The 25416-nt window shown below is 67.3% G+C and carries 24 protein-coding genes and 1 tRNA gene; 15 read left to right on the top strand and 10 right to left on the bottom strand.

All coding sequences use genetic code 11. From position 1 onward, the window contains the following. Positions 1–20: 20 nt before the first annotated feature. Positions 21–668 carry a TetR/AcrR family transcriptional regulator gene (locus FBY28_RS08130; RefSeq protein WP_141865762.1) on the bottom strand — a complete coding sequence of 216 codons (648 nt, stop codon included), beginning with the start codon at positions 666–668 and terminating at the stop codon, positions 21–23. Between the two features lie 39 nt (positions 669–707). Between FBY28_RS08130 and FBY28_RS08135 the strand changes: the two genes are divergently transcribed. The 8 genes from FBY28_RS08135 to pth all read left to right on the top strand — a co-directional run bounded on the left by FBY28_RS08135 (position 708) and on the right by pth (position 6675). Further along, positions 708–779: transfer RNA gene (locus FBY28_RS08135), tRNA-Gln, on the top strand. Positions 780–862: 83 nt separating this feature from the next. Further along, positions 863–2302: a bifunctional UDP-N-acetylglucosamine diphosphorylase/glucosamine-1-phosphate N-acetyltransferase GlmU gene (glmU, locus tag FBY28_RS08140; RefSeq protein ID WP_174241569.1), complete on the top strand. Its 1440-nt coding sequence runs from the start codon at positions 863–865 to the stop codon at positions 2300–2302. A gap of 90 nt (positions 2303–2392) precedes the next feature. Further along, positions 2393–3373, top strand: coding sequence for a ribose-phosphate diphosphokinase (locus FBY28_RS08145; protein WP_019511911.1), 981 nt, complete (start codon positions 2393–2395; stop codon positions 3371–3373). 32 nt (positions 3374–3405) lie between these two features. Continuing rightward, positions 3406–3747: an arsenate reductase (glutaredoxin) gene (gene arsC / locus FBY28_RS08150; RefSeq protein ID WP_019511912.1), complete on the top strand. Its 342-nt coding sequence runs from the start codon at positions 3406–3408 to the stop codon at positions 3745–3747. Continuing rightward, positions 3744–4415, top strand: coding sequence for an LpqN/LpqT family lipoprotein (locus FBY28_RS08155; RefSeq protein WP_141865766.1), 672 nt, complete (start codon positions 3744–3746; stop codon positions 4413–4415). Before arsC ends, FBY28_RS08155 begins: the two co-directional genes overlap by 4 nt. 14 nt (positions 4416–4429) lie before the next feature. Then, a complete protein-coding gene (locus tag FBY28_RS08160; RefSeq protein WP_141865768.1) occupies positions 4430–5296 on the top strand; it encodes an oxidoreductase in 867 nt (288 codons plus the stop codon). Between the two features lie 120 nt (positions 5297–5416). Continuing rightward, entirely contained in the window at positions 5417–6082 is a 666-nt protein-coding gene (locus FBY28_RS08165; RefSeq protein ID WP_141865770.1) for a 50S ribosomal protein L25/general stress protein Ctc, read from the top strand. A gap of 17 nt (positions 6083–6099) precedes the next feature. Next, a complete protein-coding gene (gene pth / locus FBY28_RS08170; RefSeq protein WP_141865772.1) occupies positions 6100–6675 on the top strand; it encodes an aminoacyl-tRNA hydrolase in 576 nt (191 codons plus the stop codon). 57 nt (positions 6676–6732) lie between these two features. Here the strand turns inward: pth and FBY28_RS08175 are convergent, their stop codons facing one another. From FBY28_RS08175 to FBY28_RS08200, 6 genes are all read right to left on the bottom strand, one after another. After that, complete coding sequence (locus FBY28_RS08175) at positions 6733–7395, bottom strand: DUF998 domain-containing protein (RefSeq protein WP_141865773.1); 663 nt, start codon at positions 7393–7395, stop codon at positions 6733–6735. A gap of 109 nt (positions 7396–7504) precedes the next feature. After that, on the bottom strand, positions 7505–9142 hold the full coding sequence (locus FBY28_RS08180) for a fatty acyl-AMP ligase (protein WP_141865775.1): 1638 nt from the start codon (positions 9140–9142) through the stop codon (positions 7505–7507). A gap of 279 nt (positions 9143–9421) precedes the next feature. Beyond that, positions 9422–10393: a 4-(cytidine 5'-diphospho)-2-C-methyl-D-erythritol kinase gene (locus FBY28_RS08185; protein ID WP_141865777.1), complete on the bottom strand. Its 972-nt coding sequence runs from the start codon at positions 10391–10393 to the stop codon at positions 9422–9424. Between the two features lie 182 nt (positions 10394–10575). Then, positions 10576–11508: a 16S rRNA (adenine(1518)-N(6)/adenine(1519)-N(6))-dimethyltransferase RsmA gene (rsmA, locus tag FBY28_RS08190; RefSeq protein WP_141865779.1), complete on the bottom strand. Its 933-nt coding sequence runs from the start codon at positions 11506–11508 to the stop codon at positions 10576–10578. After that, complete coding sequence (locus FBY28_RS08195; RefSeq protein ID WP_286177858.1) at positions 11505–12623, bottom strand: resuscitation-promoting factor; 1119 nt, start codon at positions 12621–12623, stop codon at positions 11505–11507. The genes rsmA and FBY28_RS08195 overlap by 4 nt, the downstream gene beginning before the upstream one ends. 97 nt (positions 12624–12720) lie before the next feature. Beyond that, positions 12721–13572: a TatD family hydrolase gene (locus FBY28_RS08200; protein ID WP_174241570.1), complete on the bottom strand. Its 852-nt coding sequence runs from the start codon at positions 13570–13572 to the stop codon at positions 12721–12723. A 26-nt stretch (positions 13573–13598) separates the two neighbouring features. On the opposite strand from FBY28_RS08200, the gene metG reads away from it, so the two are divergent. Together metG and gdhA are read left to right on the top strand one after the other, a co-directional pair. Then, complete coding sequence (gene metG, locus FBY28_RS08205) at positions 13599–15185, top strand: methionine--tRNA ligase (RefSeq protein ID WP_141865785.1); 1587 nt, start codon at positions 13599–13601, stop codon at positions 15183–15185. Further along, positions 15185–16534, top strand: coding sequence for an NADP-specific glutamate dehydrogenase (gdhA, locus tag FBY28_RS08210; RefSeq protein WP_019511925.1), 1350 nt, complete (start codon positions 15185–15187; stop codon positions 16532–16534). Before metG ends, gdhA begins: the two co-directional genes overlap by 1 nt. On the opposite strand, the gene FBY28_RS08215 is transcribed toward gdhA, so the two are convergent. Further along, a complete protein-coding gene (locus FBY28_RS08215; RefSeq protein ID WP_141865787.1) occupies positions 16531–17016 on the bottom strand; it encodes an Lrp/AsnC family transcriptional regulator in 486 nt (161 codons plus the stop codon). The genes gdhA and FBY28_RS08215 overlap by 4 nt on opposite strands. Before the next feature lie 244 nt (positions 17017–17260). On the opposite strand from FBY28_RS08215, the gene FBY28_RS08220 reads away from it, so the two are divergent. Genes FBY28_RS08220 through FBY28_RS08230 form a run of 3 tightly spaced genes read left to right on the top strand, consistent with a single transcriptional unit; the run spans position 17261 to position 20587 of the window. After that, entirely contained in the window at positions 17261–18415 is a 1155-nt protein-coding gene (locus tag FBY28_RS08220) for an NAD(P)/FAD-dependent oxidoreductase (RefSeq protein WP_141865789.1), read from the top strand. Further along, positions 18412–19302, top strand: coding sequence for an RNA polymerase sigma-70 factor (locus FBY28_RS08225; protein ID WP_141865791.1), 891 nt, complete (start codon positions 18412–18414; stop codon positions 19300–19302). Before FBY28_RS08220 ends, FBY28_RS08225 begins: the two co-directional genes overlap by 4 nt. Before the next feature lie 19 nt (positions 19303–19321). Then, entirely contained in the window at positions 19322–20587 is a 1266-nt protein-coding gene (locus FBY28_RS08230; protein WP_141865793.1) for an aminodeoxychorismate synthase component I, read from the top strand. Positions 20588–20608: 21 nt separating this feature from the next. Here FBY28_RS08230 and rsmI read toward each other — a convergent pair whose 3' ends face one another. After that, complete coding sequence (gene rsmI, locus FBY28_RS08235) at positions 20609–21481, bottom strand: 16S rRNA (cytidine(1402)-2'-O)-methyltransferase (RefSeq protein WP_141865795.1); 873 nt, start codon at positions 21479–21481, stop codon at positions 20609–20611. Positions 21482–21507: 26 nt separating this feature from the next. On the opposite strand from rsmI, the gene FBY28_RS08240 reads away from it, so the two are divergent. Together FBY28_RS08240 and FBY28_RS08245 are read left to right on the top strand one after the other, a co-directional pair. Beyond that, a complete protein-coding gene (locus FBY28_RS08240; protein ID WP_141865798.1) occupies positions 21508–23046 on the top strand; it encodes a dolichyl-phosphate-mannose--protein mannosyltransferase in 1539 nt (512 codons plus the stop codon). Positions 23047–23223: 177 nt separating this feature from the next. After that, on the top strand, positions 23224–23922 hold the full coding sequence (locus tag FBY28_RS08245; protein ID WP_141865800.1) for a DUF4352 domain-containing protein: 699 nt from the start codon (positions 23224–23226) through the stop codon (positions 23920–23922). A gap of 186 nt (positions 23923–24108) precedes the next feature. On the opposite strand, the gene FBY28_RS08250 is transcribed toward FBY28_RS08245, so the two are convergent. After that, positions 24109–25410: a cryptochrome/photolyase family protein gene (locus tag FBY28_RS08250; protein ID WP_141865802.1), complete on the bottom strand. Its 1302-nt coding sequence runs from the start codon at positions 25408–25410 to the stop codon at positions 24109–24111. Positions 25411–25416: the final 6 nt, after the last annotated feature.

Consider the following 25416-nt stretch of genomic DNA (forward strand, 5'->3'; position numbering starts at 1 on the left):
TGCGCAATCGCCCTGACCGGCTAGTCCGCGGTATCGGTCAACTGCGGGTCGGCCTCCAGATGGGTGAGCCCGTTCCACACCACGTTGACCACGTGTGCGGCGACCACTTCCTTCTTGGGTTCGCGGACGTCGAGCCACCACTGCGCGGTCATCGACACCGACCCGACCAGCGCCTGGGCGTACAGCGGCGCCAGCTCCGGGTCCAGGCCGCGGCGCGAGAAATCCCCGGCCAGGATCGAGGCCACCTGGTTGACGGCGTCGTTGAGCAGCGTCGCGTAGGTGCCCGAGGTGATGGCCGCCGGCGAGTCCCGGATCAGGATGCGGAAACCGTCGGTGTGCTCCTCGACGAAGGTCAGCAGAGCCAGCGCGACGCGCTCCACGCGCACCCGTGAGCGGTTGTTGGTCAGCGAGGAGGTGATGCCGTCCAGCAGTGCGGACATCTCGCGGTCGACGACGACGGCATACAGGCCCTCCTTGCCCCCGAAATGCTCGTACACCACGGGCTTGGAGACATTGGCCCGCTGGGCGACCTCCTCGATGGAGGTACCGTCGAATCCCCGCTCGGCGAACAGCGACTTGGCGATCTCGATGAGCTGCTGACGGCGTTCACTGCCGGTCATCCGGGCGCGCGGCGCACGGACGTCTTTCTCGGGTGCTGCCACGCCCATGACCTTAGTCGGCTTGCACTAGAGTCTCGGAGTGATCGGTCCGTCGTGGTGTAATCGGCAGCACCTCTGATTTTGGTTCAGATAGTTCAGGTTCGAGTCCTGGCGACGGAGCTCAACAGCCGCGAGCGACCCCAAACCACAGCGTCGACGGTGTGTCCGCGGGCAGGCACTCCTCGGTCGCGGAGGAGGAATACGTGTCCACCGAAACAGCCGTGATCATTCTCGCCGCGGGCGCGGGCACCCGGATGCGCTCGGCCATCCCGAAGGTCCTGCACCCGCTCGGCGGCCGCACCATGCTGGGCCACACCCTGCACGCCGTCACCGCCCTGAACCCGCAGCACGTCGCCGTCGTCATCGGCCACGGACGGGAACAGGTCAGCGCCGAGATCGACCGGTTCGCCGGTGGCGCGGTCACCGTCACCGCCGTCGTCCAGGAGGAGCAGCTGGGCACCGGCCACGCCGTCGGCGTCGGGTTGACCGGGCTGCCCGACGATTTCGCCGGGACCGTCATCGTCACCACCGCCGATGTGCCCCTGCTCGACGGTGCGACGCTGTCCGGCCTGGCCGCAGTGCATGCCGGCGCCGGTGTGACGATCCTGACCACCACACTCGACGACCCGACCGGTTACGGCCGGATCATCCGCGACGACGACGGCGGTGTCACCGCGATCGTCGAACATGCCGATGCCGATGCCGCCCAGCGCGCCGTCGCGGAGATCAACTCAGGGGTGTACGCCTTCGACGCCTCGGCACTGCGCTCGGCGCTGACCCAGCTGCGCACCGACAACGCTCAGGGCGAGCTGTATCTCACCGACGCGATCGCGCTGATCCGCCACCAGGGTCTGCCCGTCCAGGCCGAGCATGTCGCCGACACCGCACTGGTCTCCGGCGTCAACGACCGGGTTCAGCTGGCGGCGCTGGCCGCCGAGTTGAACCGGCGCACCATCATCGGACACCAGCGGGCCGGGGTCACCGTCACCGATCCGGCGACCACCTGGATCGACGTCGACGTCGAGATCGGCCCCGACACGGTCATCGCGCCCGGCACCCAGCTGCTGGGCGTCACCACCATCGGCGCCGACTGCACCATCGGACCGGACACCACCCTGACCTCGATGGAGGTCGGCGACGGTGCCACCGTGATCCGCACCCACGGTGAGCTGTCGGTGATCGGTCCGGGTGCCACCGTCGGTCCGTTCACCTACCTACGGCCCGGGACCACACTGGGTGCCGGCGGCAAGCTGGGCGCGTTCGTCGAGACCAAGAACTCGACCATCGGGGCGGGCACCAAGGTGCCGCACCTGACCTACGTCGGTGACGCCGACATCGGCGAGCACAGCAACATCGGCGCATCCAGCGTCTTCGTCAACTACGACGGTGAGACGAAACAGCGCACGACCATCGGATCGCACGTCAGGACCGGCTCGGACACCATGTTCGTGGCACCGGTGAGCGTCGGCGACGGCGCCTACACGGGGGCGGGCACGGTGCTGCGTGACGATGTTCCCCCTGGTGCGCTCGCGGTCTCGGACAACACCCAACGGACCATCGAGGGATGGGTGCTGCGCAAGCGCCCGGCGAGCGCGTCCGCCGAGGCCGCGCGCAAGGCCGGAGCCGGCGAACCCGACGCCTGATGTTGGCAATCTGGTAACCCGTGCACGACCGCCAGGAAAAGCTACGTACGATTGGCGCGTAATCGACCCCCGACTGGCAGGGCACAACAGATGAGCCACGACTGGACCGACAATCGTAAGAACCTGATGCTCTTCGCCGGCCGGGCGCACCCAGAGCTGGCCGAGCAGGTGGCCAAGGAACTCGATGTCCCGGTGACCGCGCAGACCGCGCGCGATTTCGCCAACGGTGAGATCTTCGTCCGATTCGACGAGTCCGTGCGCGGTTGCGACGCGTTCGTCCTGCAGTCCCACCCGGCCCCGCTGAACCAGTGGCTGATGGAACAGCTGATCATGATCGACGCCTTGAAGCGCGGCAGCGCCAAGCGCATCACCGCGATCCTGCCGTTCTACCCCTACGCCCGGCAGGACAAGAAGCACCGCGGCCGCGAGCCGATCTCGGCCCGCCTGGTCGCCGATCTGCTCAAGACCGCCGGCGCCGACCGCATCGTCACCGTCGATCTGCACACCGATCAGATCCAGGGCTTCTTCGACGGTCCGGTGGACCACATGCGCGCCCAGAAGCTGCTCACCGGCTATATCGCCGAGAACTACGCCGATGACGACAAGGTCGTCGTCTCCCCCGACTCCGGCCGCGTCCGGGTCGCCGAGAAGTGGGCCGACTCGCTCGGCGGCGTCCCGCTGGCCTTCATCCACAAGACCCGCGATCCGCTGGTCCCCAACCAGGTCAAGTCCAACCGTGTCGTCGGCGATGTCAAGGGCAAGACCTGCATCCTGACCGACGACATGATCGACACCGGCGGCACCATCGCGGGCGCGGTCAACCTGCTGCGTCAGGACGGTGCCAAGGATGTGATCATCGCCGCGACGCACGGGGTGCTGTCCGACCCGGCCGCCCAGCGGCTCGCCGACTGCGGTGCCCGCGAGGTCATCGTCACCAACACGCTGCCGATCGGCGAGGAGAAGCGTTTCCCGGCGCTGACGGTGCTGTCCATCGCGCCGTTGCTGGCCAACACGATCCGCGCGGTCTTCGACAATGGTTCGGTGACCGGCCTGTTCGACGGGTCGGCCTAGCGTCGAGCGTTTGTGCGAGGAGTGATTCAGTTATGACGGCCCGCATCTTCCACAATCCGAAGTGCTCGACCTCACGCAAAACACTGGATCTGTTGCGTGAGAACGGGATCGAACCGGAGATCGTGCTGTACCTGAAGACACCGCCCACCCGGGCGGAGTTGGCCGCGATGATCGCCGATGCCGGTATCGAGGTGCGCGATGCGGTGCGCAAACGCGAATCCCTCTACAAGGAACTGAATCTGGCGCAGGCGGGCGACGACGAACTGCTCGACGCGCTCGTCGAGCACCCGATCCTGATCGAGCGCCCGTTCGTGGTCACCGATAAGGGCACCCGGCTGGCCCGCCCGATCGAGAACATCCGCGAACTGTTGTGAGGAAGTTCGCCGCGGGTCTGTTGGCGTGCCTGGCGCTGGCCGGATGCGGTGACGCCACGCCCGACTACCAGTCACTGTTGGCCACCACGCCCACCCGCCCGACGTCACAGCCCACCTCCGACGAGACGGTCCCGCTGTCGGCGTATCTGGAGAGCGTCGGCGTGGAGGGCAAGCCGGTCGCCCCGGAAAAGCTGACCGACCTCGCCGTGACGGTGCCGCGCCCCGAAGGGTGGCAGGACTACACCAACACCAACCTCGCGGCGGGCACCCGGGTGATCGCCGACGGCGACACCTATCCCACCGCGATGCTGATGGTCTTCACGCTCAACGGCGAGTTCGACACCGCCGAGGCACTCAAGCATGCCGACGTCGATGCCGAGGTGTCACCGAACTTCAAGAAGCTCAACGGTTCCCGCGATGACTTCAAGGGCTTCCCGTCCTCCATGATCGAGGGCACCTACGAGCTGAGCGGGCAGCTGATGCAGAGCTACAACCGCATCGTGTTCGCCACCGGGACCATGCCGGACAAGCCCGCACCGGGCAAGCTGGAGCCGGAGGCCCAGAAGTACCTGGTGCAACTGACCATCACCAGTTTCGCCGATGACGCCGAGCAGCACGGTCCGGACATCGAGAAGATCATCTCCGGGTTCGACGTCACGGCCAAGTAGCTACTGTGGCTGCCATGAGCTCATGGACCGCCGCCGATCTGCCCTCCTTTGCCGGTCGTCGCGTCATCGTCACCGGCGCCAACAGCGGTCTGGGGCTGGTGACCGCGCGGGAGTTGGCCCGCGCGGGCGCGGCCGTCACCCTGGCGGTGCGCAACACCGACAAGGGCGCCGAGGCCGCCGCGCAGATGACCGGCGACATCGACGTGCGTCGCCTCGACCTGCAGAGCCTGGCCTCGGTGCGTGAGTTCGCCGACGGCACCGAGGCCGTCGACGTACTGATCAACAACGCCGGGATCATGGCCGTGCCCTATGCCAGGACCGAAGACGGTTTCGAGAGCCAGATCGGCACCAACCACCTCGGCCATTTCGCACTGACCAGCCTGCTGCTGCCCAAGATCACCGACCGGGTGGTGACGGTGTCCTCGGTGATGCACCTGCTCGGCGTCATCAGCCTCAAGGATCTGAACTGGCGGGCCCGGCCCTATTCGGCGTGGCTGGCCTACGGACAGTCCAAGCTGGCCAATCTGCTGTTCACCACCGAGCTGCAGCGGCTGCTGAGCGCTGCGGGCTCCCCGGTACGCGCGGTGGCGGCCCATCCCGGCTACTCGGCGACCAACCTGCAGGGCCAGACCGGCAACGCGACCGGCGACAAGATCTTCAAAGCGGCCAACAAACTGGCCACCGACGCCGACTTCGGGGCCCGCCAGACGCTGTACGCGGCGGCCGCCGACATCCCCGGCGACAGCTTCATCGGTCCGCGCTTCGGCATGCGCGGAGCCACCGGCCCGAGCCCGCGCAGCCCACTGGCCCGCAACACCGCGACGGCGTCGGCATTGTGGGCGTTGTCCGCGCAGCTCACGGATACCGAATTTAGGATCTGAGGCATCCGTGGGCTACCCTTGACGACGTCACGGCGAGGGTGGTTACCAAAACACCGTTATCGACGGGAAACCATTTCGTTGGACCCTGGCCGTGTGTGAACCGGCTACAGGAGAGACAACATGGCTGCCAAGAACTCGGTCCCCAACAAGCTGACCGCCACGGTGCGCACCCGCACCGGCAAGGGCGCCTCGCGCCAGGCGCGTCGCGACGGCAAGATCCCCACCGTGCTCTACGGCCACGGCACCGACCCGCAGCACCTGGAGCTCAACGCGCGTGACTTCGCCGCCGTGATGCGCCACTCGGGCACCAACGCCATCCTGACCCTGGACATCGACGGCACCGAGCAGCTCGCGCTGACCAAGGCCCTCGACATCCACCCGGTGCGCCGCAACATCCAGCACGTCGACCTGCTCGTCGTGAAGCGCGGCGAAAAGGTCGAGGTCGACGTGAACATCGTCGTCGAGGGTGACGCCGCGCCCGGCAGCCTGGTGACCCAGGAAGCCAACACCATCGCCGTCGAGGCCGACGTGCTGTCCATCCCCGAGCAGCTGGTGGTGTCGGTGGAGGGTGTCGAGATCGGCACCCAGATCACCGCGGCCGATGTGGAGCTGCCCGAGGGCGTCAGCCTGATCGTCGACCCGGAGACCCTGGTGGTCAACGTCGTCGCCGCCCCGACCGAGGCGGACCTCGAAGCCGAGGGCGCGGGCGAGGCCGCCGAGGGTGCGCCTGCCGCCGAAGCCGCCGGCGACGAGGCCGAGGCTGCCGAAGCCGAAGCCGCCGAGTAACCGGCGCTGCTGCCGTCATGGCCGAGCCGCTGCTGGTGGTCGGCCTGGGAAATCCCGGGCCCAACTACGCCAAGACCAGACACAATCTCGGTTTCATGGTGGCCGACATCCTGGCCGCACGCATCGGGTCAGGGTTCAAGGTGCACAAGAAGTCCGGTGCCGAGGTGACCACGGGTCGCCTCGGCCACCGGCCTGTTGTGCTCGCCAAGCCGCGCGTCTACATGAACGAGTCGGGTCGCCAGGTCGGCCCGCTGGCCGCGTTCTATTCGATCGCCCCCGCCGATGTGGTGATCCTGCACGACGAACTCGATATCGATTTCGGCCGGATCCGGCTCAAGCTCGGCGGCGGCGAGGGCGGTCACAACGGGTTGAAGTCGGTGGCGGCGTCGTTGGGCACCAAGAACTTTCAGCGGGTGCGCATCGGCGTCGGCCGCCCACCCGGGCGCAAGGACCCGGCCGCCTATGTGCTGGAGCAGTTCAGCTCCATCGAGCGGCCCGAAGTTCCGATCATCTGTGAGCAGGCCGCCGACGCAACCGAGCTGCTGCTCGAGCAGGGCCTTGAGCCCGCACAGAACATCGTCCACGCCTGGTAGAAGCGTTCTGGTCCCGTTCCCGGCGAGCGTGCGTGTCTGCTGCCCGACACGCCGCTTTCAGCCCGGAGTCAGCGCACGCTCGTCGCGAAACTGCCCGCGGATCAACCAGACTCCCAGGGCGATGACGGCCGCGACCTCGAAGGCGACGATCCCCCGCTCGACGATGCCGAGCGGGATGATGCGATACCACCGCAGATCGGTGACCATGCTCACCGCGATCGCCCCGAACAGCACCGCCAGCCAACCGATCGATCCGTAGGCCAGCCAGGTCGCATGCCGGGCACTGCGCCGCCGCCGGGTGATGGCCAGCACCGCCGCGGGCAGCGAGACGAAGGCCACCAACGTGGCCATCCGATGGATGGAACCGCTTGTGCTGGGCCCGATCTCCCAGTTGTGCTTGGGAAACACGGCGACCCCGACCAGACCGATCACCCACAGCGACATCAGGATCGAACCGGGCGACAGTGCAGCGACCAACCCGGCGTGGACGAGTCCGATGAGCAGCAGGACCGAACCGAGGGCAAGCGCCAGCACACCGGTCAGGAACGCCCAGTCACCACCGGTGTAGATGTACTCCGAGATGGTCGCCATGCGCAGCGTGCGGCCGGGCCGGTGCGACTGCCCGCCGATGATCGCGTCCAGGGACAGGATGGCGGCCACCGAGATGGCGGCACCGAGCACACCGAACCAGCCGAGCAGGACGTGGGTGGACCGCTGCATCACACCAGGATACGGACTGCCCGAGTCTGCCGAGCGTGCGAGAACTCTGCGCGTGCAGCGGCGTGTTCAGCCGCAGACACGCACGCTCGCCGGAACGTGAGGAGCGGATCTAGCCGGTGACCAGGGCGACCGAGTTGGCCCGGCGCAGCTTGCCCGACGGCGTCTTCGGGATGGTGCCCGGTCCGAGCACGACGACATTGCGCGGGCGCACGTCGACCTCGGTCACCACCTCGTGGGCGACCTGGTGCTCGATGCGGCGCACCGCTGCGGGATCCTGGTAGGCGTTGGATTCGACTGCGACGGCGAAGGTTTCGCGCGAGTGACCGGCGTCGAGGCGCACCGCGACGGCGCAGCCGGGGCGGACACCCTCGACCCGGCCGGCGGCCCGCTCAATATCGGTCGGATAGATGTTGCGCCCGGCCATGATGATGACGTCCTTGACGCGACCGCACACCACGACGTTGCCCTCTTCGGTGATGTACCCGAGGTCGCCGGTGTCATACCAGCCGTTCTCGTCCTGGGTCGGCAGGAAGCCGGCCATCGTGATGTAGCCCGGGGTGACCGATTCACCGCGCAGCTGGATGACACCCACGCCGCGGGTCGGCAGCACGGCACCGTCCTCGTCGACGACACGGGCGTCCAGGTCGCGCAGCAGCGGGCCCAGCGAGGCCAGCCGGCGGGTGTTGCCCTTGCTCGACGGCACCGCGCGGCGCAGCGCGGCCAGCAGGTCCGCGTCGACCTCGTCGACGACCAGACCGGCGTTGCACGGCGAGAAGGAGACGGCGAGGCAGGTCTCGGCCATACCGTAGGCGGGCAGGATCGCCGAGGCCTTCAGGCCGAACGGCTTGCCCGCGTCGATCAGGTCCTCGACGTCGGCGGGCTCGACGGGCTCGGCGCCCGAAAGCGCGAAGCGCAGCGTGGACAGGTCGAACTCGCCCGGCTTGGCCTGGCGGCGCAGGCGCTTGGCGAACAGCGCGTAGGCGAAGTTCGGGGCGGCCGTCATGGTGCCCTTGTACTTGTCGATGAGGCGCGCCCACAGCAGGGTGTCGCGCAGGAAGTCCATCGGGGTGACCTTGACCAGCTCGGCGCCGAAGTACATCGGGATGGTCAGGAAGCCGACCATGCCCATGTCGTGGAAACAGGGCAGCCAGCTGACCATGACGTCGGTGGCGACGTCGTACTCGGCGCCGATGAACATGGCCTCGGCGTTGGAGTGGATGTTGCGGTGGGTGATCTGCACGGCCTTCGGCGAGCCCGTCGACCCGGAGGTCAGCTGCATCAGGGCCAGATCGTCCTCACCGGTCTCGACGGGGTCGATCGGCTCGGCCGCCAGCAGATCGGCCACCTTGAGGACCTTGATGCCCTTCTCCTCGAGCACCGGGATGGCGGCGATGAAGGGTTCGGAGACGATGACGGCCTTGAGCTCGATCATGCCGATGACGGTCATGGTGTCCTCGGCCCAGACGGCGAGGTCGGTGCGCGGGGTCGGCTGGTGCAGCATGGTGAGGCTGCCGCCGCGCATCCACACGCCCTGAGCGGTCGGGGCGATCTCCACCGGGAAACCGGCCAGCACGCCGACGGAGTCGCCGTGGCCGATGCCGGCGGCGGCCAGGCCACCGGCCACCCGGCGGGCGCGCTCGTGCACCTCGGCCCAGGTGTGCCGAACCGGCTCGTAGGGTTCGCCGGTAACCATGCCCCGCGTGCTTTCCTTGGCGCTGCGGTACATCTTGTCGGTAAAGCGGCTCACGGCAACCTCCTGGGGTGTCTGGGGCCGAAGCGACGTCGTCGTCGGCTCCAGGTTCCTCGCGCGTTTCCCTATATTCCGCCTGCAGGTGCACTCTTCAGGAGAGGCGCGCACACACAATTGGGACGCAGTTGTGTCTCATTCCGGTGGTCACAGGCCTTTTGTGGACAGCCCAGTTTCCACCGCACCCATCTTAAAGAACCCTTAAGTAACTGCCAAATGGATGAGCCGATTGAGGCATGTGTCACACCGTGCGCGGGTTTGATTTCCCGCGGATCGGGCTCATCGGACGGGTTCGGAGACCACCCGGGCTCCGTGCACCGGCCCGCTGGCCACGCGGACCGTCCGGCACACACCGGCCCCCGACAATGCGGTGCCGACATCGACCGCGTGCGCCGCGGAGGCGCACAGGAATGCGCAGGTCGGACCCGATCCAGAGACGATACCGGCCAGGGCGCCGGCCTCCTGGCCCGCCCGCAGGGTGCGGCGTAGATCGGAGCGCAGGTTCAGCGCCGCCGGTTGCAGATCGTTGCCGAGCAGCGGAGCGAGGGCCTGCGGGTCGCCGGTCGCCAGCGCGGCGAGCAGCGGTTCGGCATCGGTGAGCCGGGGCGGACCGCTCCACTGCGTATCGGCGCGCAGCCGGTCGATCTCGGCGAACACCGCGGGTGTGGACAGTCCGTCATGGGCGAACGCGAAAACCCAGTGGAAGGTGCTGCGGGCCAGGACCGTGGCGAGTTCCTCGCCGCGGCCGGTGCCCAGGGCGGTGCCGCCGTGTAGGGCGAACGGCACATCGCTGCCCAACTGCGCGGCCATCGCGTGCAGATCGCGGCGCGGCACACCCAGATCCCAGAGGGCGTTCATGGCGACCAGGACGGCCGCGGCATTCCCGCTGCCGCCGGCCATCCCGCCGGCCACCGGAATCGACTTGGTGATCGAGATGGACACGTCAGGGGCGCGGCCGACGTGTTCGGCCATCAGTTCGGCGGCACGCCAGGCCAGGTTGCGGCCATCCACCGGCAACGCCTCGGCCCCCTCGCCGTACATCCTCAGTTCAAGGACGTCGGCGTCACGGACTGTCACCTCGTCGAAGAGGGAGACGGCATGGAAAACGGTGGTCAGCTCGTGGTAGCCGTCGACACGCTCATCGCCGACGGCCAGGTACAGGTTGACCTTGCCGGGGACACGAACGGTGACCGAACCCAGTGACTCGGTGCCGGTCCACTCGGTTGCGGCATCCCCTGAAGAAGCAGACACGGCACGAACCTACCGCTGCGCCGGTGAAATCAACACCGACCGCTCACGTGGTGAGATACCCCTCGTCGATCCCGCCGCTGACGCAGACAATAACGTTTGCCAGCAGGATGTGTCAAGGATCACATAATCCGCCTCGCCGCAGTTTTCAACGGCACTTGAAGGGCCGTTGCGGAAGCGGGGTCTCAGCTCAGAAAGTTAGCCGCGGACGGCGTTTCGAGCCGCGATTCGACCGGCGCCGGGGCGGGTGCCGGGGTGAACTCGCCCGAACGCTGCAGCAGCCGGACGAAGTCCGCGATGCTCAGCGTCTCGCCACGACGGGCCGGATCGATGCTGGCCGCCAGCAGGCGCTCGGCGGACTCGTTTCCGGAACCGGCCCACTCCGCGAAGGCATTGCGGGAGGTCTTGCGCCGCTGCGCGAAACCGATATCGATCAGCTCGAACACCTGCTCACGGAAGGCGGCGTCGGTCGGCCACGGCGAATTGTCGTAGCGGTCGATACGCACCAGACCGGAGTACACCCGCGGGATCGGCCAGAACACCGTCGGCGAGACCATCCCGTAGCGGCGCACCTCGCCGTAGAAACGGACCTTCGCACTCGGCACGCCGTAGTCCTTGCCACCGGGCTCGGCGGCGAGCCGCTCGGCGACCTCGGCCTGCACCATCACCATGACGGTCTTGATGGACGGGAACTCGGCCATCAGGTGCAGCAGCGCGGGGACCGCGATGTTGTATGGCAGGTTGGCGACCAGCGCGGTCGGCTGCTCTTCCAGATCACTCGACTTCAGCGTGAGGATGTCGCGGTTGAGCACGGTCAGTCGGCCGATCTCGCTGTGCGAGTGGTTGGCGACCGTCTTGGGCAGCTGCCGGGCGAGTACCGGATCGATCTCGACCGCGGTCACGCGGGCACCGCGGTCCAGCAGACCGAGGGTCAGCGAACCGAGGCCCGGACCGACCTCGACGACACAGTCCTGCCGGTGAATCCCGGATGCGGACACGATTCGGCGTACGGTGTTGGCATCGTGCACGAAATTCTGCCCGAATGCCTTCCTGGGACGGAAGTCGATCTCCCGTGCCAGATGCCTGATCTCGGTACGCCCGAGCAGCCGGATGGTCATCTTGACCCCAATCTCGCGCTACATGTCGGCCAGGCACCCCAACCCTGGCGCGCCCTCGTTACTTCAGCTATCGCGATCTGCTCTTCTCGAGTTGCCAGATCCGCGCGCTGAGCATAGCGCAAACCACCCTGTCGCTCCCAGGTGTTTTGATCAAATTGGACGCCACCGTAAAATCCGTTACCTGTGTTGATGGCCCAATTACCTCCGGATTCGCACCCGGCGAGGGCGTCCCAGACATGACCGTTGGACACAGGCGGCACCTCGGTGCCCGGTTTCGTCCCTACTCTCAGCACCGCTTCGCGCGCGGGATTGACGACGACATTGGCTACTGGCAGCCTGCCGGTCTCCTGACCGTTGACGCGCGCGACAGCAAAAGTGACATCCTGCAGGCCCGGGGTACCCGGATCCTCGACGATCTGGCGGCTCTGATTCAGCGTCGGATCCTCGATCCGTTCGCTGGCCGGCGGCAGCGCGATCTGCTCGGTGACCTTCTCGATCCGCATCCTGGTCACCGCGATCTGCATGCCGTCGACCACCGGTGACATCGCCGCCGGCACCACGGTGTCGCGCTGCTGCAGCGGCGCTCCGGCGGCCTCCAGCAGGCCCGCGACGGTGGGCGCGGCCAGCCGCACGGTCCTGATGTTGCCACCATCGTTGATCTGCACCGTCTTGGCGCTCACCACCGGCAAAGACATGCCCGCCAACGGAACACGACTGCCGCGCGAGGCCGCGGCGGGGGCGGTATCGGTCATCGACAGCTGGGCCAGCGCCTCCTGAACGGTCCCCGCGGTGGTCCAGACCTCGGTGCTGCCCTGCCCGTCCCTCGATATCTGCAGGGGTCGGCTGCGCCGCAGCACGATGGTGTCGGCATCGTGCACCCGAGCGTCGGCCACCGGGAACAGATCATCGCGGTCACCGACGGTGAAACCGTTCTCCTCCACGACGTCGATGACCCGGTTCTTCATGGTGGCCACGGTGATCGGCGAACCGTCCACGCTCAGGGTCACGGTCTTGTGCGAGGCCACCGCCACACCTCCGGCAAACACCAAGGTGAGCAGCAGCGCACCGACCAGAAGATGCAGCGCCGGCGAGCGCGTTTCATGCAGTTTGTTCAAGACATTCAATGCTGTGTTTCCCGACTAGTTGAGCGCGGCATCTGCGTCAGCCCAACCGGCCCGCCGCGTTCGATAACAGGACGGTAACGAAGTTACGTCAACCGCGCCAACTCGTGAGGGTACCGAAGCCGTAGGTCCGGACCGCATTCTCGAAGGTCGCGCGGGCCACCTCGGTGGCCGGCCGATCCAGGATCTCGGCCAGCGCGCGCACCGTGTACGGCAGGCAATAGGACTCGTTGGGCGCCCCGCGGTACGGGTGCGGGGTCAGGAACGGGGCGTCGGTCTCGACGAGGAGCAGCTCGTCGGGGATGACCGTGGCCGCCTCGCGAAGGGCGTGGGCATTGCGGAAGCTCACCGTCCCGGACAGGCTCATCAGCCAGCCGTTGTCGGCACAGGTGCGGGCCATCTGCGCGTCGGAGGAGAAACAGTGGAAGATGACCGTCTCGGGGGCGCCCTCGGCCGCCAGCACGTCCAGCACCTCGGCGTCACCATCGCGGTTGTGGATCATCAGGGGCTTACCGGTGCGCTTGGCCAGGTCGATATGCCAGGCGAAGGCCTCGCGCTGCTGATCCGGGGCTGCGCAGCCGTCGAGGCGGCCCGGCCAGTACATGTCGATACCGGTCTCCCCCACCGCCACCACCCGCGGGTGCGCGGCCAACGCCGCCAACTCCGCCCTGGCGGCGTCGTCGAGGGTGTGCGCCCGGGTCGGATGCAACGCCACGGCGGCATAGACCCGCGGATCCCAGTCGGCGGCCGCGGCCGCCCAGCGCGCCGCGTCGAGGTCGTCGGCGATGGTGACGACGGCCTGGACACCGACCGCACCGGCACGATCGAGGATGGCGGTGACATCCTCGGCGGTCTGCGCACCGCAGGCATCGAGATGGGTGTGCGCGTCGATCAGCGGGGTCAGCGGCTCGGGGGCGGGCGGCTTCTCTCTCTTGGCGCTCACCACAGACACCTTAAGGTGAGAGCCAAATGACTACGTCCATCCCCGGCGCGGGGACGCGCACCCCAGGCGCCCCTTTCTACATCACCACTGCCATCGCCTACCCCAACGGCGACCCGCACATCGGGCACGCCTACGAGTACATCGCCACCGACGCCATCGCCCGGTTCAAGCGTCTCGACGGGTATGACGTGCGCTACCTCACCGGCACCGATGTGCACGGCCTGAAGATGGCCGAGACGGCCGCCAAGCTCGACATCACCGCCGCCGAGCTGGCCACCCGCAACTCCGATGTCTTCGAGCGCATGCAGGAACGCCTCGGCGCCTCCTACGACCGGTTCATCCGGACCTCCGACGCCGACCATTACGAGGCCTCCCGGGAGATCTGGCGCCGGATGAACGAGGCAGGCGATATCTACCTGGGCAGCTACCAGGGCTGGTACTCGGTGCGCGACGAACGCTTCTTCGCCGAGGACGAGACCCAGGTGGGCGAGAACGGGACGCGCACCGCCATCGAGACCGGCACCGAGGTCACCTGGACCGAGGAGCAGACCTACTTCTTCCGGCTGTCGGCCTACACCGAGCGATTGCTGGCGCTCTACGCCGAGCACCCCGAGTTCATCGGGCCCGACGTGCGCCGCAACGAGATCGTCAGCTTCGTTTCCGGCGGCCTGCGCGACCTTTCGATCTCGCGCACCACCTTCGACTGGGGCGTCCCGGTGCCCGATCACCCCGATCACGTCATGTACGTCTGGGTGGATGCGCTGACCAACTACCTGACCGGTGTCGGCTACCCGGACACCACATCCGAGGCGTTCGAGAAGTACTGGCCCGCCGATCTGCACATGATCGGCAAGGACATCATCCGGTTCCACACCGTCTACTGGCCCGCGTTCCTGATGTCGGCCGGACTGGCGCTGCCGAAGCGGATATTCGCCCACGGGTTCATCAACGTCAAGGGCGAGAAGATGAGCAAGTCGCTGGGCAATGTGGTCGATCCCCTGGTGCTCGTCGACGAGTTCGGGGTGGACGCGGTGCGCTACTTCTTCCTGCGCGAGGTGCCCTTCGGACAGGACGGCAGCTATAGCGAAGAGGCGATCATCGGGCGGATCAACGCCGATCTGGCCAACGAATTGGGCAACCTGGCGCAGCGATCGTTGTCGATGGTGAACAAGAACCTCGACGGGGTGGTGCCCGTACCGGGTGCTTTCACGCCCGAGGACAACGAGCTGCTGTCCGCCGCGGATGCCCTGCTGGATCGGGTGCGCGACTGCTACGACCAGCAGGCCATGCACCTTGCGCTCGACGCCGTCTGGTCGGTCCTCGGCGCGGCCAACCGCTACTTCTCGGCACAGGAACCGTGGGTGCTGCGCAAAACCGAAACACCGGAGGCACAGCAGCGTTTCGGCACGGTGCTCTATACGACGCTGGAAACCGTGCGCATCGCCACCCTGCTGACGCAGCCGGTGATGCCGACCGCGACCGCCAAACTGCTCGACCTGCTCGGCCAGCCGGCCGAGGCACGCGATTTCGGTGCGATCGGTACCCGGCTCACGCCGGGTGTCACATTGCCCAAACCCGAAGGCGTGTTCCCCCGCTATCAGACGGATGTGTGATGACCAGCCTGCACGAGAAGCTCCATGACATCTACGACGAAGTGGCCCAGCGCAATCCGGGCGAGACCGAATTCCATCAGGCCGTCTACGAGGTGCTCACCAGCCTCGGACCGGTGGTCGCCAAGCATCCGGAGTACGCCGACAACGCGGTGATCCATCGGCTCTGCGAACCGGAGCGCCAGATCATCTTCCGGGTGCCCTGGGTCGACGATTCCGGTGCCGTGCAGATCAATCGGGGTTTCCGGGTCGAGTTCAACTCCGCCCTGGGTCCCTACAAGGGCGGGTTGCGCTTCCACCCGTCGGTGTACCTGGGCATCGTGAAATTCCTTGGCTTCGAACAGATCTTCAAGAACTCGTTGACAGGTCTGCCAATCGGCGGCGGCAAGGGTGGATCCGATTTCGACCCCAAGGGTCGCTCACCCCAGGAGGTCATGCGGTTCTGCCAATCGTTCATGACCGAGCTCTACCGCCACATCGGCGAATACACCGATGTGCCCGCCGGAGATATCGGCGTCGGCACCCGCGAGATCGGTTATCTGTTCGGCCAGTACAAGCGGATCACCAACCGGTGGGAGGCCGGCGTGTTCACCGGCAAGGGTCTGACGTGGGGCGGCTCCCAGGTCCGCACCGAGGCCACCGGATACGGGACGGTGTTCTTCGTCGACGAGATCCTGCGGGCCGCCGGCGACTCGTTCGACGGCAAGCGGGTCGTGGTGTCGGGATCGGGCAATGTGGCCGTCTACGCCATCGAGAAGGTGCAGGCCCTCGGCGGAATCGTGGTGGCCTGTTCGGATTCCGGCGGCTACATCGTCGACGACAAGGGCATCGACCTCGATCTGGTCAAGGAGATCAAGGAGGTGCGCCGCGGCAGGATCGACGAGTACGCCGATGCCCGCGGCAACGGTGCGCGCTTCGTGGCGAAGCAGAGTGTGTGGGAGGTGCCCTGCGATATCGCCCTGCCATGCGCCACCCAGAACGAGTTGACCGGCTCCGACGCCGGCGCGCTCATCGAATCGGGGTGCCGCATCGTCGCCGAGGGCGCCAACATGCCGTGCACGCCCGACGCTGTCAAGTACTTCAGCGAGGCGGGCGTGACGTTCGCACCGGGCAAGGCCGCCAACGCAGGCGGGGTGGCGACCAGCGCGCTGGAGATGCAGCAGAACGCCTCACGGGATTCCTGGACGTTCGAGGAGACCGAGGCGCGATTGGCCGAGATCATGGGCCGCATTCACCACACCTGCCTCAGCACTGCCGACGAGTACGGTCAGCCCGGCAATTACGCGGCCGGCGCCAACATCGCCGGTTTCATCAGGGTGGCCGATGCGATGCTGGCGCTGGGCCTGGTCTAGCCGCCGCGCGGCTGGTTGAGTAGCGGGCCGATCCGATAATCCACCAGCCGCCGCATGACCAACCCGGTGGTGGTCTTCTCGACGCCGTCGATGTCGAGGATCTGCCCGGCCAGCCGATACAGGTCGTCGGCGTCGCGGGCGACGATCTGCACCAGCAGGTCGGTGACACCGCTGAGACCATGCACCTCAAGCACTTCGGGGATGCCGGCCAATGCGTCGCCGATGGCGCGCAGCCGGCGCTGGGTGACCGTGACCATGATGAAGGCCGTCAACGGGTAACCCAGTGTCGCCGGATCGATCCGCCGCTCGAACGATTGCAGCACACCGTCGGTATCGAGTCTCGCCAGCCGCGAGTGCACGGTGTTCCTGGCCAATCCGGTGGCCTCCGCCAAGGCGACCGTGGTGGCCCGCGGCTCGTGCACCAGTGCACGCAGAATCCGCACATCGACGTCGTCGACGACCCGGTCCGGATTGATCGTCATGCGCAGCTCCACTCGTCGGAATCGGTCCTATAGAAGCACTATGGTCAATTCGAGGCAATCGTATTGAACGAAACTATCGCAAAAGTTGCGCTAAATGATCTATCTGCGCACGCCGATCGAGGGAAGGTCATGGCAGCGATTCCCCCGCCACCGATCCGCGAGAGCGTGACCTACGTCACGTAATGTCACATTCCCGGGCGCACCGGTGTCTTGAGGGCATCATTGGCCCACCCAAGGAGACATCATGACCGAGATCGTGGCTCGCATCGTCGTCATCGGCGGCGGTTACGCCGGCACACTGGCCGCCAACCATCTGCTCCAGCGCGATGACGTGGACATCACCCTGGTCAACTCCCGCCCGCAGTTCGTCGAGCGGATCCGGCTGCACCAGCTGGCGATCGGCAATGACGACGCCGTCGCCGATTACGCCGAACTGCTCGGCGCACGCGTACGACTGGTGGTCGATACGGCCAACAGGATCGACACCGCCGCCCGCCGCGTCGAGCTGACCTCCGGTGCCACGCTGGACTATGACCAGCTGATCTATGCCGTGGGAAGCACCGGGGGCGCCGCACCCGAATTCGCCTACCGGCTGGGCGATTTGGAGGATGCACAACGCCTGGCGGTGCGCCTGCAGGACCTGCCGGCCGACGCACCGATCGTCGTCGCCGGTGGTGGGTTGACCGGTATCGAGGCCGCGGCGGAGTTCGCCGAAGCAGGCCGCGCCGTGACGCTGGTCGCCGGGGCGGCCCTCGGGCCCGCACTGAGCGGTCCGGGTCGCCGGTCGGTGGCCAGGCAACTGCACAAGCTCGGTGTGACGGTCATCGAAGGGGCTACGGTCGATGCCGTCGGCGCAGCGGAGGTGACGCTGTCCGACGGACGCACACTGCCCGCTGCCGCCACCGTCTGGACCGCCGGATTCGGGGTGCCCGCACTGGCCGCCGCCAGCGGACTGCGCACCGACACGTTGGGCAGGTTGCTCACCGACGAGACGCTGACCAGCATCGACGATGACCGCATCGTCGCGGCCGGGGATGCGGCCGCCCCGTCCGGGGTACCGCTGCGGATGAGCTGCCAGGCGGCGTTGCCGTTGGGCGCTCAGGCCGCCAACACCGTGCTGGCCCGGATCGCCGGAACCGATCCCGCGCCGATCAGCCAGGCCTTCACCGGCCAGTGCATCAGCCTGGGGCGAACCGGGGGCACCATCCAGCTGGCGCGGACCGACGACACCCCGATCCGGCTGTACCTCGGCGGCCGGGCCGCGGCGATGGTCAAGGAACAGGTGTGCAGGGGCACACTGGCGTTCCTGCGCAAGGAGGCCCGCAAGCCCGGCGCTTACTTCTGGCTCAAGAGCGCCAAGCGCGCCAAGGCTCTCGCACCGGAACCGGCACCGGCGTGAGCACCGGTGAGCACGCCGAGCGCTTCACGGCGCTACGTCCGCTGCTGTTCACCATCGCCTACGAAATACTGGGATCGGCAACCGAATCCGATGACGTCCTGCAGGAGAGCTATCTGCGCTGGGCCGAGGTGGAGCTGGCCACCGTCCGCGACACCAAGTCCTACCTGGCCCAACTGGTGACCCGGCAGTCACTCAACGCGCTACGTGCGCAGGCCCGCAGGCGCGAAGAGTACGTGGGGCCCTGGCTGCCCGAGCCGCTGCGGGTGCAGGACACCGACGCGAGCTCGGATGTCGTGCTGGCCGAATCGGTGTCGATGGCGATGATGGTGGTCCTGGAGACGCTGTCACCGGACGAGCGTGCCGTGTTCGTGCTGCGCGAGGTGTTCGGATTCGGCCACGACGAGATCGCCGCTGCGGTCGGCAAATCCGCGGCCGCGGTCCGCCAGTTGGCGCACCGGGCCCGCGAACACGTGCACGCCCGGCGGAAACGCTACGAGCCGGTCGACAGCGCGGCCAGCGAGGCGCTGACCGCACAGTTCCTGCTCACCGCGGCCACCGGGGATATCGCCGGGCTGGTCGAGATGCTGGCCCCCGATGTGGTGTGGACCGCCGACAGCGCGGGCAAGGTCAGCGCGGCCCGCCGCCCGGTGCACGGTGCGGACCGGGTGGCGCGGCTGATCATCGGCCTCTTTCGGATGTCCGGCGAGCAGGGCCGGGTCGAATACACCACGTACAACAATGCTCCCGCGCTCAACCTCTACCTGGGTGAGAGCTTCGAGGGCGTCATCACCGTGGAGTTCACCGCGGGCAAGATCTCGCACTTCTACGCCATGCGCAACCCGGACAAGCTCACCACCGCGGCCATCCCGAGAGCCATCGGCCGTTAGCTTCTGGAAAGCTGAACCGGTGCGCATCGACCCGCTCGGCAACCTCGGCAACGCCCCCGAGGTGTTGCGGTGGATCGCCGATGCGGCGGCGCGTCACGGGAAGCCGGCGCCGGCCGCGCTGATCGGCGACTGGTTCGGCTCACGAGCGGTGATCGCCCCCTCGCTGGCGGCCGAACCGCTCCCGGAGTTGTTCGAGGCCTACCCGGGCACTTCGACGGCGGTCGGCGGCGGCTGGTTCGGTTACCTGTCCTACCCCGACGGACCGGGGCAACCGCGTATCCCGGAGGCCGCGGGCGGCTGGTCGGACTCGGTGTTGCGCCAGGACGCCGACGGGCAGTGGTGGCATGAGAGCCTCACCGACACAACATTTCCCGATTGGCTGTCCGGGATATCGAGCACGCCTGCCCGACCGTACCGGTTGGCGTGGACCGCACCAGACCGTGATCGGCACCTCGCCGGTGTGACCGCCTGCCTGGACGCGATCGGCGCCGGCGAGGTCTACCAGGCCTGCGTGTGCACCCAGTTCCGCGGCAACCTCACCGGAGATCCACTGGACTTCTTCGTCGACGCCGTCACGCGCACCGCACCGGCGCGCGCGGCCTATATCGCGGGCAGCTGGGGTGCGGTGGCCTCGTTGTCGCCGGAGCTGTTCCTGCGCCGCAGCGGCGAGGCGATGTCGTCGAGCCCCATCAAAGGCACACTGCCGCTGCATGAGTCGCCGGCGCTGCTGCGCGCCTCGGCCAAGGACGTCGCCGAGAACATCATGATCGTCGACCTGGTGCGCAACGACCTCGGCAGGCTCGCCGTCACCGGCTCGGTGTCCGTCCCGGAGCTGCTGCGGATCCGGCCCGCGCCCGGGGTGTGGCACCTGGTGTCCACTGTCGCCGCGCGCATCCCGGTCACGACGCCGATGTCGGCCGTGCTGGACGCGACGTTCCCGCCCGCGTCGGTGACCGGCACACCGAAGGGCCGGGCCCGCGAGCTACTCGGCGACTGGGAACAGCATCGCCGCGGAATCTATTGCGGCACAGTCGGCCTGGCCTCACCGTCGGCGGGTACCGAGCTGAACGTGGCCATCCGCACCGTTGAATTCGACGCCGAGGGGAACGCGGTGCTCGGCGTCGGCGGCGGTATCACCGCCGACTCAGACCCGGCCGCCGAATGGCAGGAGTGCCTGCACAAGGCGGCCTCCATCATCGCGCTGGGCCAAGACCGCGAAGTTCAGGACGACGCCCGCAGCCCGGTCAGCGCCGTCACCCAGGCCGCATTGCCGGACAAGACTTAGAACGCGATCTCCCCGGCAGGCTCAGTCGCGCGACTTCAATACCGCATCGTAGAGCTCACGCTTGGACGGTGCGCCCGGATTGGCCGCCACGACCTGGGCACATGCGTCCTTTACCCGCATACCGTCGTCGACCAGATCGCCCACCTGGGCCACCAGGGTGTCCAGATCGGCCGTCGGCGTCGCCCCGGCCAGTACCACCGTGATCTCGCCGAGCACCCCGCCGGCAGCCCAGTCGGCCAACTCGGCCAGCGTCCCGCGCCGGATCTCCTCGTGGGTCTTGGTCAGCTCTCGGCACACCACGGCGCGCCGGTCACCGCCCAGGGTGTCGACGGCGTCGGTCAACGTGTCGGCCAGCCGCCGCGGCGACTCGAAGAAGACACAGGTGCGCGCCTCGGCGGCCAGACCGGTCAGCCAGTTGCGCCGGGCGACCTGCTTGCGCGGGGAGAACCCCTCGAAACAGAACCGGTCGGCGGGCAGTCCGGACACCGCCAGCGCCGTCGTCACCGCCGACGGGCCCGGCAGACAGCTCACCGTCAGCCCGGCCTGCACGCAGGCGGTCACCAGTCGATAGCCGGGATCGTTGATCAGCGGCATCCCCGCATCGCTGATCAGCAGCACGGTGGCCCCGGCGGCGATCTCGTCGACCAGCATCGGCACCCGCGACGCCTCGTTCTGGTCGAACAGGCTGAGCAGCCGTCCGGCCGGTGTCACCTCCAGCGCCGACGCCAGCGTCCGCGCCCGGCGGGTGTCCTCGGCGGCGATGACATCCGCGGTGGCCATGGCGCGGACCAACCGCGCCGACGCATCGCCGGGCTGACCCAGCGGAGTGGCACCCAGCAGCAATCGACCGTCGGGGTTTTCGGCGGGTGGGGACGTAGCGAGCGGGGGTTCCACAACTGCAAAGCCTACGATCGTCGGTGATGACCGCTCCTGACACCGTGCAACCGGAGCGCGCCGCACCCATGATCAGTCCGGGACCGCTCGTCCCGGTTCCCGACTTCGGGCCCGTCGACCGGCTGCAGGGCTGGGTGATGACCGCGATCATCGGGGCGCTGGCCGCGCTGACCCGCTTCCTGAACCTGGGCTCGCCGACCGACGCCGGCACCCCGATCTTCGACGAGAAGCATTACGCGCCGCAGGCCTGGCAGATGCTGCACAACAACGGCGTCGAGGACAATCCCGGTTACGGCCTGGTGGTCCACCCGCCGATGTCGAAGATGCTTATGGGCATCGGTGAGTGGCTTTTCGGCTACACCGGGCTGGGCTGGCGGTTCAGCGGCGCGGTGTGCGGCGTCATCATCGTCATCCTGGTGGCGCGGATCGTCCGGCGGATCAGCCGGTCCACGCTGGTCGGCGGCATCGCCGGGCTGCTGATCATCGCCGACGGGGTCAGCTTCGTCTCATCCCGCACCGCGCTGTTGGACGTGTATCTGGTGGTGTTCGTGGTCGCGGCGTTCGGAGCGGTGATCGTGGACCGCGACCAGGTCCGGGAGCGGATGCACATCGCGCTGCTGGAGGGTCGCATCACCGATACCCCGTGGGGGCCGCGCCTGGGTGTGCGGTGGTGGCGGTTCGGCGCCGGTGTGCTGCTGGGCCTGGCATGCGCGACGAAATGGTCGGGGCTGTATTTCGTCGCCTTCTTCGGGTTGCTGACACTGGCCTTCGACATCGCCGCGCGCCGGGCCTACCGGGTGCAGCGGCCGTGGCTCGGTGCGGTGCGCCGCGACGTCGGGCCGTCGCTGTACGCGTTGGTGCTCATCCCCTTTGCGGTGTACCTGGCGTCGTACGCCCGCTGGTTCGCCTCCGAGACCGGGGTGTACCGCCACGAGGTGGGCCGCACCATCGGCGAGGGCGGCTTCCTTCCCGATGCCATCCGCTCGCTCTGGTACTACACGGCCTCGGTGTACCGCTTCCATTCCGGGCTGACCAACGCCGCGGGTAATCACCACCCGTGGGAGTCCAAGCCGTGGACGTGGCCGATGTCGCTGCGCCCGGTGCTCTACGCCATCGATCAGCAGAACGTGCCCGGCTGTGGCGCCGAGTCCTGTGTGAAGGCCGTGATGCTGGTCGGCACCCCGACCATGTGGTTCATCGCGGTGCCGGTGCTGCTGTGGGCCTGCTGGCGGACGTTCGTGCGAATGGACTGGCGGTACGCGGCGGTGCTGGTCGGCTACTGCGCCGGATTCCTGCCGTGGTTCCTGGCCATCGACCGCCAGATGTACTTCTTCTACGCCACCGCGATGGCGCCGTTCTTCGTGATGCTGATAGCGCTGATCCTGGGCGACATCCTGTATCAGCCACGGCAGAACGCCGAACGACGAACGCTGGGCGTGATCGCGGTGAGTTTCTACGTGGCGCTGGTGATCACGAACTTCGCCTGGCTGTACCCGATCCTGACCGGGCTGCCGATCTCGCAGTCGACCTGGCATATGCAGATCTGGTTGCCCAGCTGGCGGTGAGCGGCTCGCGTTGAGGTGGTCCGCAATGCTTAGTCAGCTCGGCGGGTGACCGCGATGACTTACCAACGCGACATTGGCCTTTCTTCAAGATCGCTGTGGTTATGCTGAACTCCGCCTGTGAATCTCAGGCATGGCAAGTTGCAGTGCATTGATGACTTAGCAGAGCGGGGGGGCGTAATGACACAGCCAACACCGGGTTGGTATCCAGATCCTTCTGACACGACCCGCCAACGTTACTTCGACGGCAGGGTCTGGACCGAAAGCTATGCTCCGTTCCCTGCACCGCCGGTGGGCGTCGCACGACCGGCGAAAGCCGGACTCTCCAAAGGGGGAAAAGTTGGTCTCGGCGTCGCAGCAGCCGTCTTCGGCCTAGTCGTGATTGGTTCTTTGGGCGACAGCGACAAAGGTTCCGAAACCGGGTCGTCTCGTTCGGACGCCTCAACGGCTTCAGCATCAGATGCATCGACATCCGCTGCGGCACCGTTGATGGATGCAGATACCCCTGCGGCAGCAGGTTCCACCGTTCGCGACGGGAAGTTCGAGTTCCGAGTTCTCGGTGTTGAACGTGGCCAGAAGCGCATAGAGGATGCATTCGCCCCGGAGATCGCCAAGGGCGAGTTCTTCATTGTCAAGCTGCGGGTGACCAACATCGGAGATGACGCACGATCATTCTCTGCCACAAACCAAAAGCTCGTGATCAACGGCAATGAGTACGAGGCCACGAGCATCTTGGGTGACAACAGCTGGATGGAGGACATCAATCCCGGTCTAGGTATCGAGACCCAGGCGGTGTTCGACATCCCGCCAGGTGCGGTCCCCACAGCGATCGAATGCCATGACTCAATGTTCTCCGGCGGAGCTTTGTTAGCGCTCTGAACACTAGAGAACGAGGGCGAAGGATTTGGGTAGTCAGCGCCTCCACCTGATCGTGTTTCGTAGCGCGGCAAGGGCTACCCAACCAAGACGAGAAGCCCCGAGGCAGCCTCGGGGCGAGCGTGCGCGTTCTCCGCGGCGAACACGGCGTGTCGGGGTGCAGACACGCACGCTCGCCGGGAAGGGGAGTCAGCGGATGGCGTCGTAGCGGCGCAGCGCCTCCTTGCGCTCGGCGCTGTGATCGACCATCGGCTCGGGGTAGTCAGGAGTGCCGTATTCGGGCACCCAGCGCTGCACATACGAACCGTCGGGGTCGAACTTCTTGCCCTGGGTGTCGGGATTGAACACCCGGAAGTACGGAGCGGCATCGGTGCCGCAGCCGGCGGCCCACTGCCAGCCGTGCTGGTTGCTGGCCATGTCCCCGTCGACCAGCTGCTCCAAAAACCAGCGCGCGCCCCACTGCCACGGCAGGTGCAGATCCTTCACCAGGAATGACGCGGTGATCATCCGGACCCGGTTGTGCATGAACCCACTCTCGGCGAGCTGGCGCATCCCGGCGTCGACGATTCCGAAACCGGTCTTGCCGGCCTTCCAGGTCTCGAACCGCCGTTCGGCGTCCGCGTCCTCGTCCACCGCGATCGCGTCGAAGGCCTTGTTCCAGTTCCACCAGACGCTGCGCGGCCACGAATCCAGCACCGTGGCATAGAAGTCGCGGAACGCAAGTTCCCGCAGATAGGCCTGCGGGCCCTCCCCCGACGTCAAATCGGCGGCCATGGTGCGCGGATGGATGGCGCCGAATTTCAGGTGCGCCGACATCCGGCTGATGCCCTCGATATCGGGGCGGTTGCGGTCATCGCCGTAGTCGGCAATCTTGTTCTCGACGAACGATTTCCACGCCTTGCGCGCGGCGGTCTCCCCCGCCGGCAGGTCCAGCTGCGCCACCCCGTCGGGGATGTCGGTGGCCTTGGCGGCGCGGCCGACATCGCTCGGGTCGATCCACGTCGCACTCTTCGGCCCGGTCTTGGCCGGGGCCCGCCAGCCGTGCTCGCGCCAGGCCCGAAAGTACGGGGTGAAGACCTTGTAGGGGGTCCCGTCATCCTTGGTGACCCGCCCCGGGGAGACCAGATACGGCGAGCCGCTCTCCTCCAGCGGGATATCGCCGAGGGCCTCGCGCACCGCGGCGTCGCGGCGCTTCCCGTAGGGCGAGAAATCACCGGAGACGTGCACCGCCGAGGCCTCGATCGCCTTGGCCAGCGCGGGGATTCGCTCCTGCGCCCGGCCCTCGGTGACCAGCAGCCTGCCGTCGAGCTGTTGGTGCACATCGCGCAACGCGTCGTAGAGGTACTGCAACCGGCGCGGGCCCGAACTGGCGTGCAGCCGCGGATCCAGCACGTAACAAGCCAGCACCTCGCTGTCCTCGGCGGCCGCGTCCAGTAGGGCGGGCAGATCGCGCAACCGCAGGTCGCGCCGGAACCACAGCAACGTAGGCATGCCCTT

The sequence above is a fragment of the Arthrobacter sp. SLBN-53 genome (genome assembly GCF_006715585.1).
In the GTDB taxonomy this organism is placed as follows: Bacteria; Actinomycetota; Actinomycetes; order Mycobacteriales; family Mycobacteriaceae; genus Mycobacterium; species Mycobacterium neoaurum_A.

What these genes read in the sequence shown, in the direction of transcription:
- FBY28_RS08130 (WP_141865762.1), bottom strand. Translation starts at nt 668, where the DNA reads ATGGGCGTGGCAGCACCCGAGAAAGACGTCCGTGCGCCGCGCGCCCGG.
- FBY28_RS08145 (WP_019511911.1), top strand. Translation starts at nt 2,393, where the DNA reads ATGAGCCACGACTGGACCGACAATCGTAAGAACCTGATGCTCTTCGCC.
- arsC (WP_019511912.1), top strand. Translation starts at nt 3,406, where the DNA reads ATGACGGCCCGCATCTTCCACAATCCGAAGTGCTCGACCTCACGCAAA.
- FBY28_RS08160 (WP_141865768.1), top strand. Translation starts at nt 4,430, where the DNA reads ATGAGCTCATGGACCGCCGCCGATCTGCCCTCCTTTGCCGGTCGTCGC.
- FBY28_RS08165 (WP_141865770.1), top strand. Translation starts at nt 5,417, where the DNA reads ATGGCTGCCAAGAACTCGGTCCCCAACAAGCTGACCGCCACGGTGCGC.
- pth (WP_141865772.1), top strand. Translation starts at nt 6,100, where the DNA reads ATGGCCGAGCCGCTGCTGGTGGTCGGCCTGGGAAATCCCGGGCCCAAC.
- FBY28_RS08175 (WP_141865773.1), bottom strand. Translation starts at nt 7,395, where the DNA reads ATGCAGCGGTCCACCCACGTCCTGCTCGGCTGGTTCGGTGTGCTCGGT.
- rsmA (WP_141865779.1), bottom strand. Translation starts at nt 11,508, where the DNA reads ATGACCATCCGGCTGCTCGGGCGTACCGAGATCAGGCATCTGGCACGG.
- metG (WP_141865785.1), top strand. Translation starts at nt 13,599, where the DNA reads ATGACTACGTCCATCCCCGGCGCGGGGACGCGCACCCCAGGCGCCCCT.
- gdhA (WP_019511925.1), top strand. Translation starts at nt 15,185, where the DNA reads ATGACCAGCCTGCACGAGAAGCTCCATGACATCTACGACGAAGTGGCC.
- FBY28_RS08215 (WP_141865787.1), bottom strand. Translation starts at nt 17,016, where the DNA reads ATGACGATCAATCCGGACCGGGTCGTCGACGACGTCGATGTGCGGATT.
- FBY28_RS08220 (WP_141865789.1), top strand. Translation starts at nt 17,261, where the DNA reads ATGACCGAGATCGTGGCTCGCATCGTCGTCATCGGCGGCGGTTACGCC.
- FBY28_RS08240 (WP_141865798.1), top strand. Translation starts at nt 21,508, where the DNA reads ATGACCGCTCCTGACACCGTGCAACCGGAGCGCGCCGCACCCATGATC.
- FBY28_RS08245 (WP_141865800.1), top strand. Translation starts at nt 23,224, where the DNA reads ATGACACAGCCAACACCGGGTTGGTATCCAGATCCTTCTGACACGACC.
- FBY28_RS08250 (WP_141865802.1), bottom strand. Translation starts at nt 25,410, where the DNA reads ATGCCTACGTTGCTGTGGTTCCGGCGCGACCTGCGGTTGCGCGATCTG.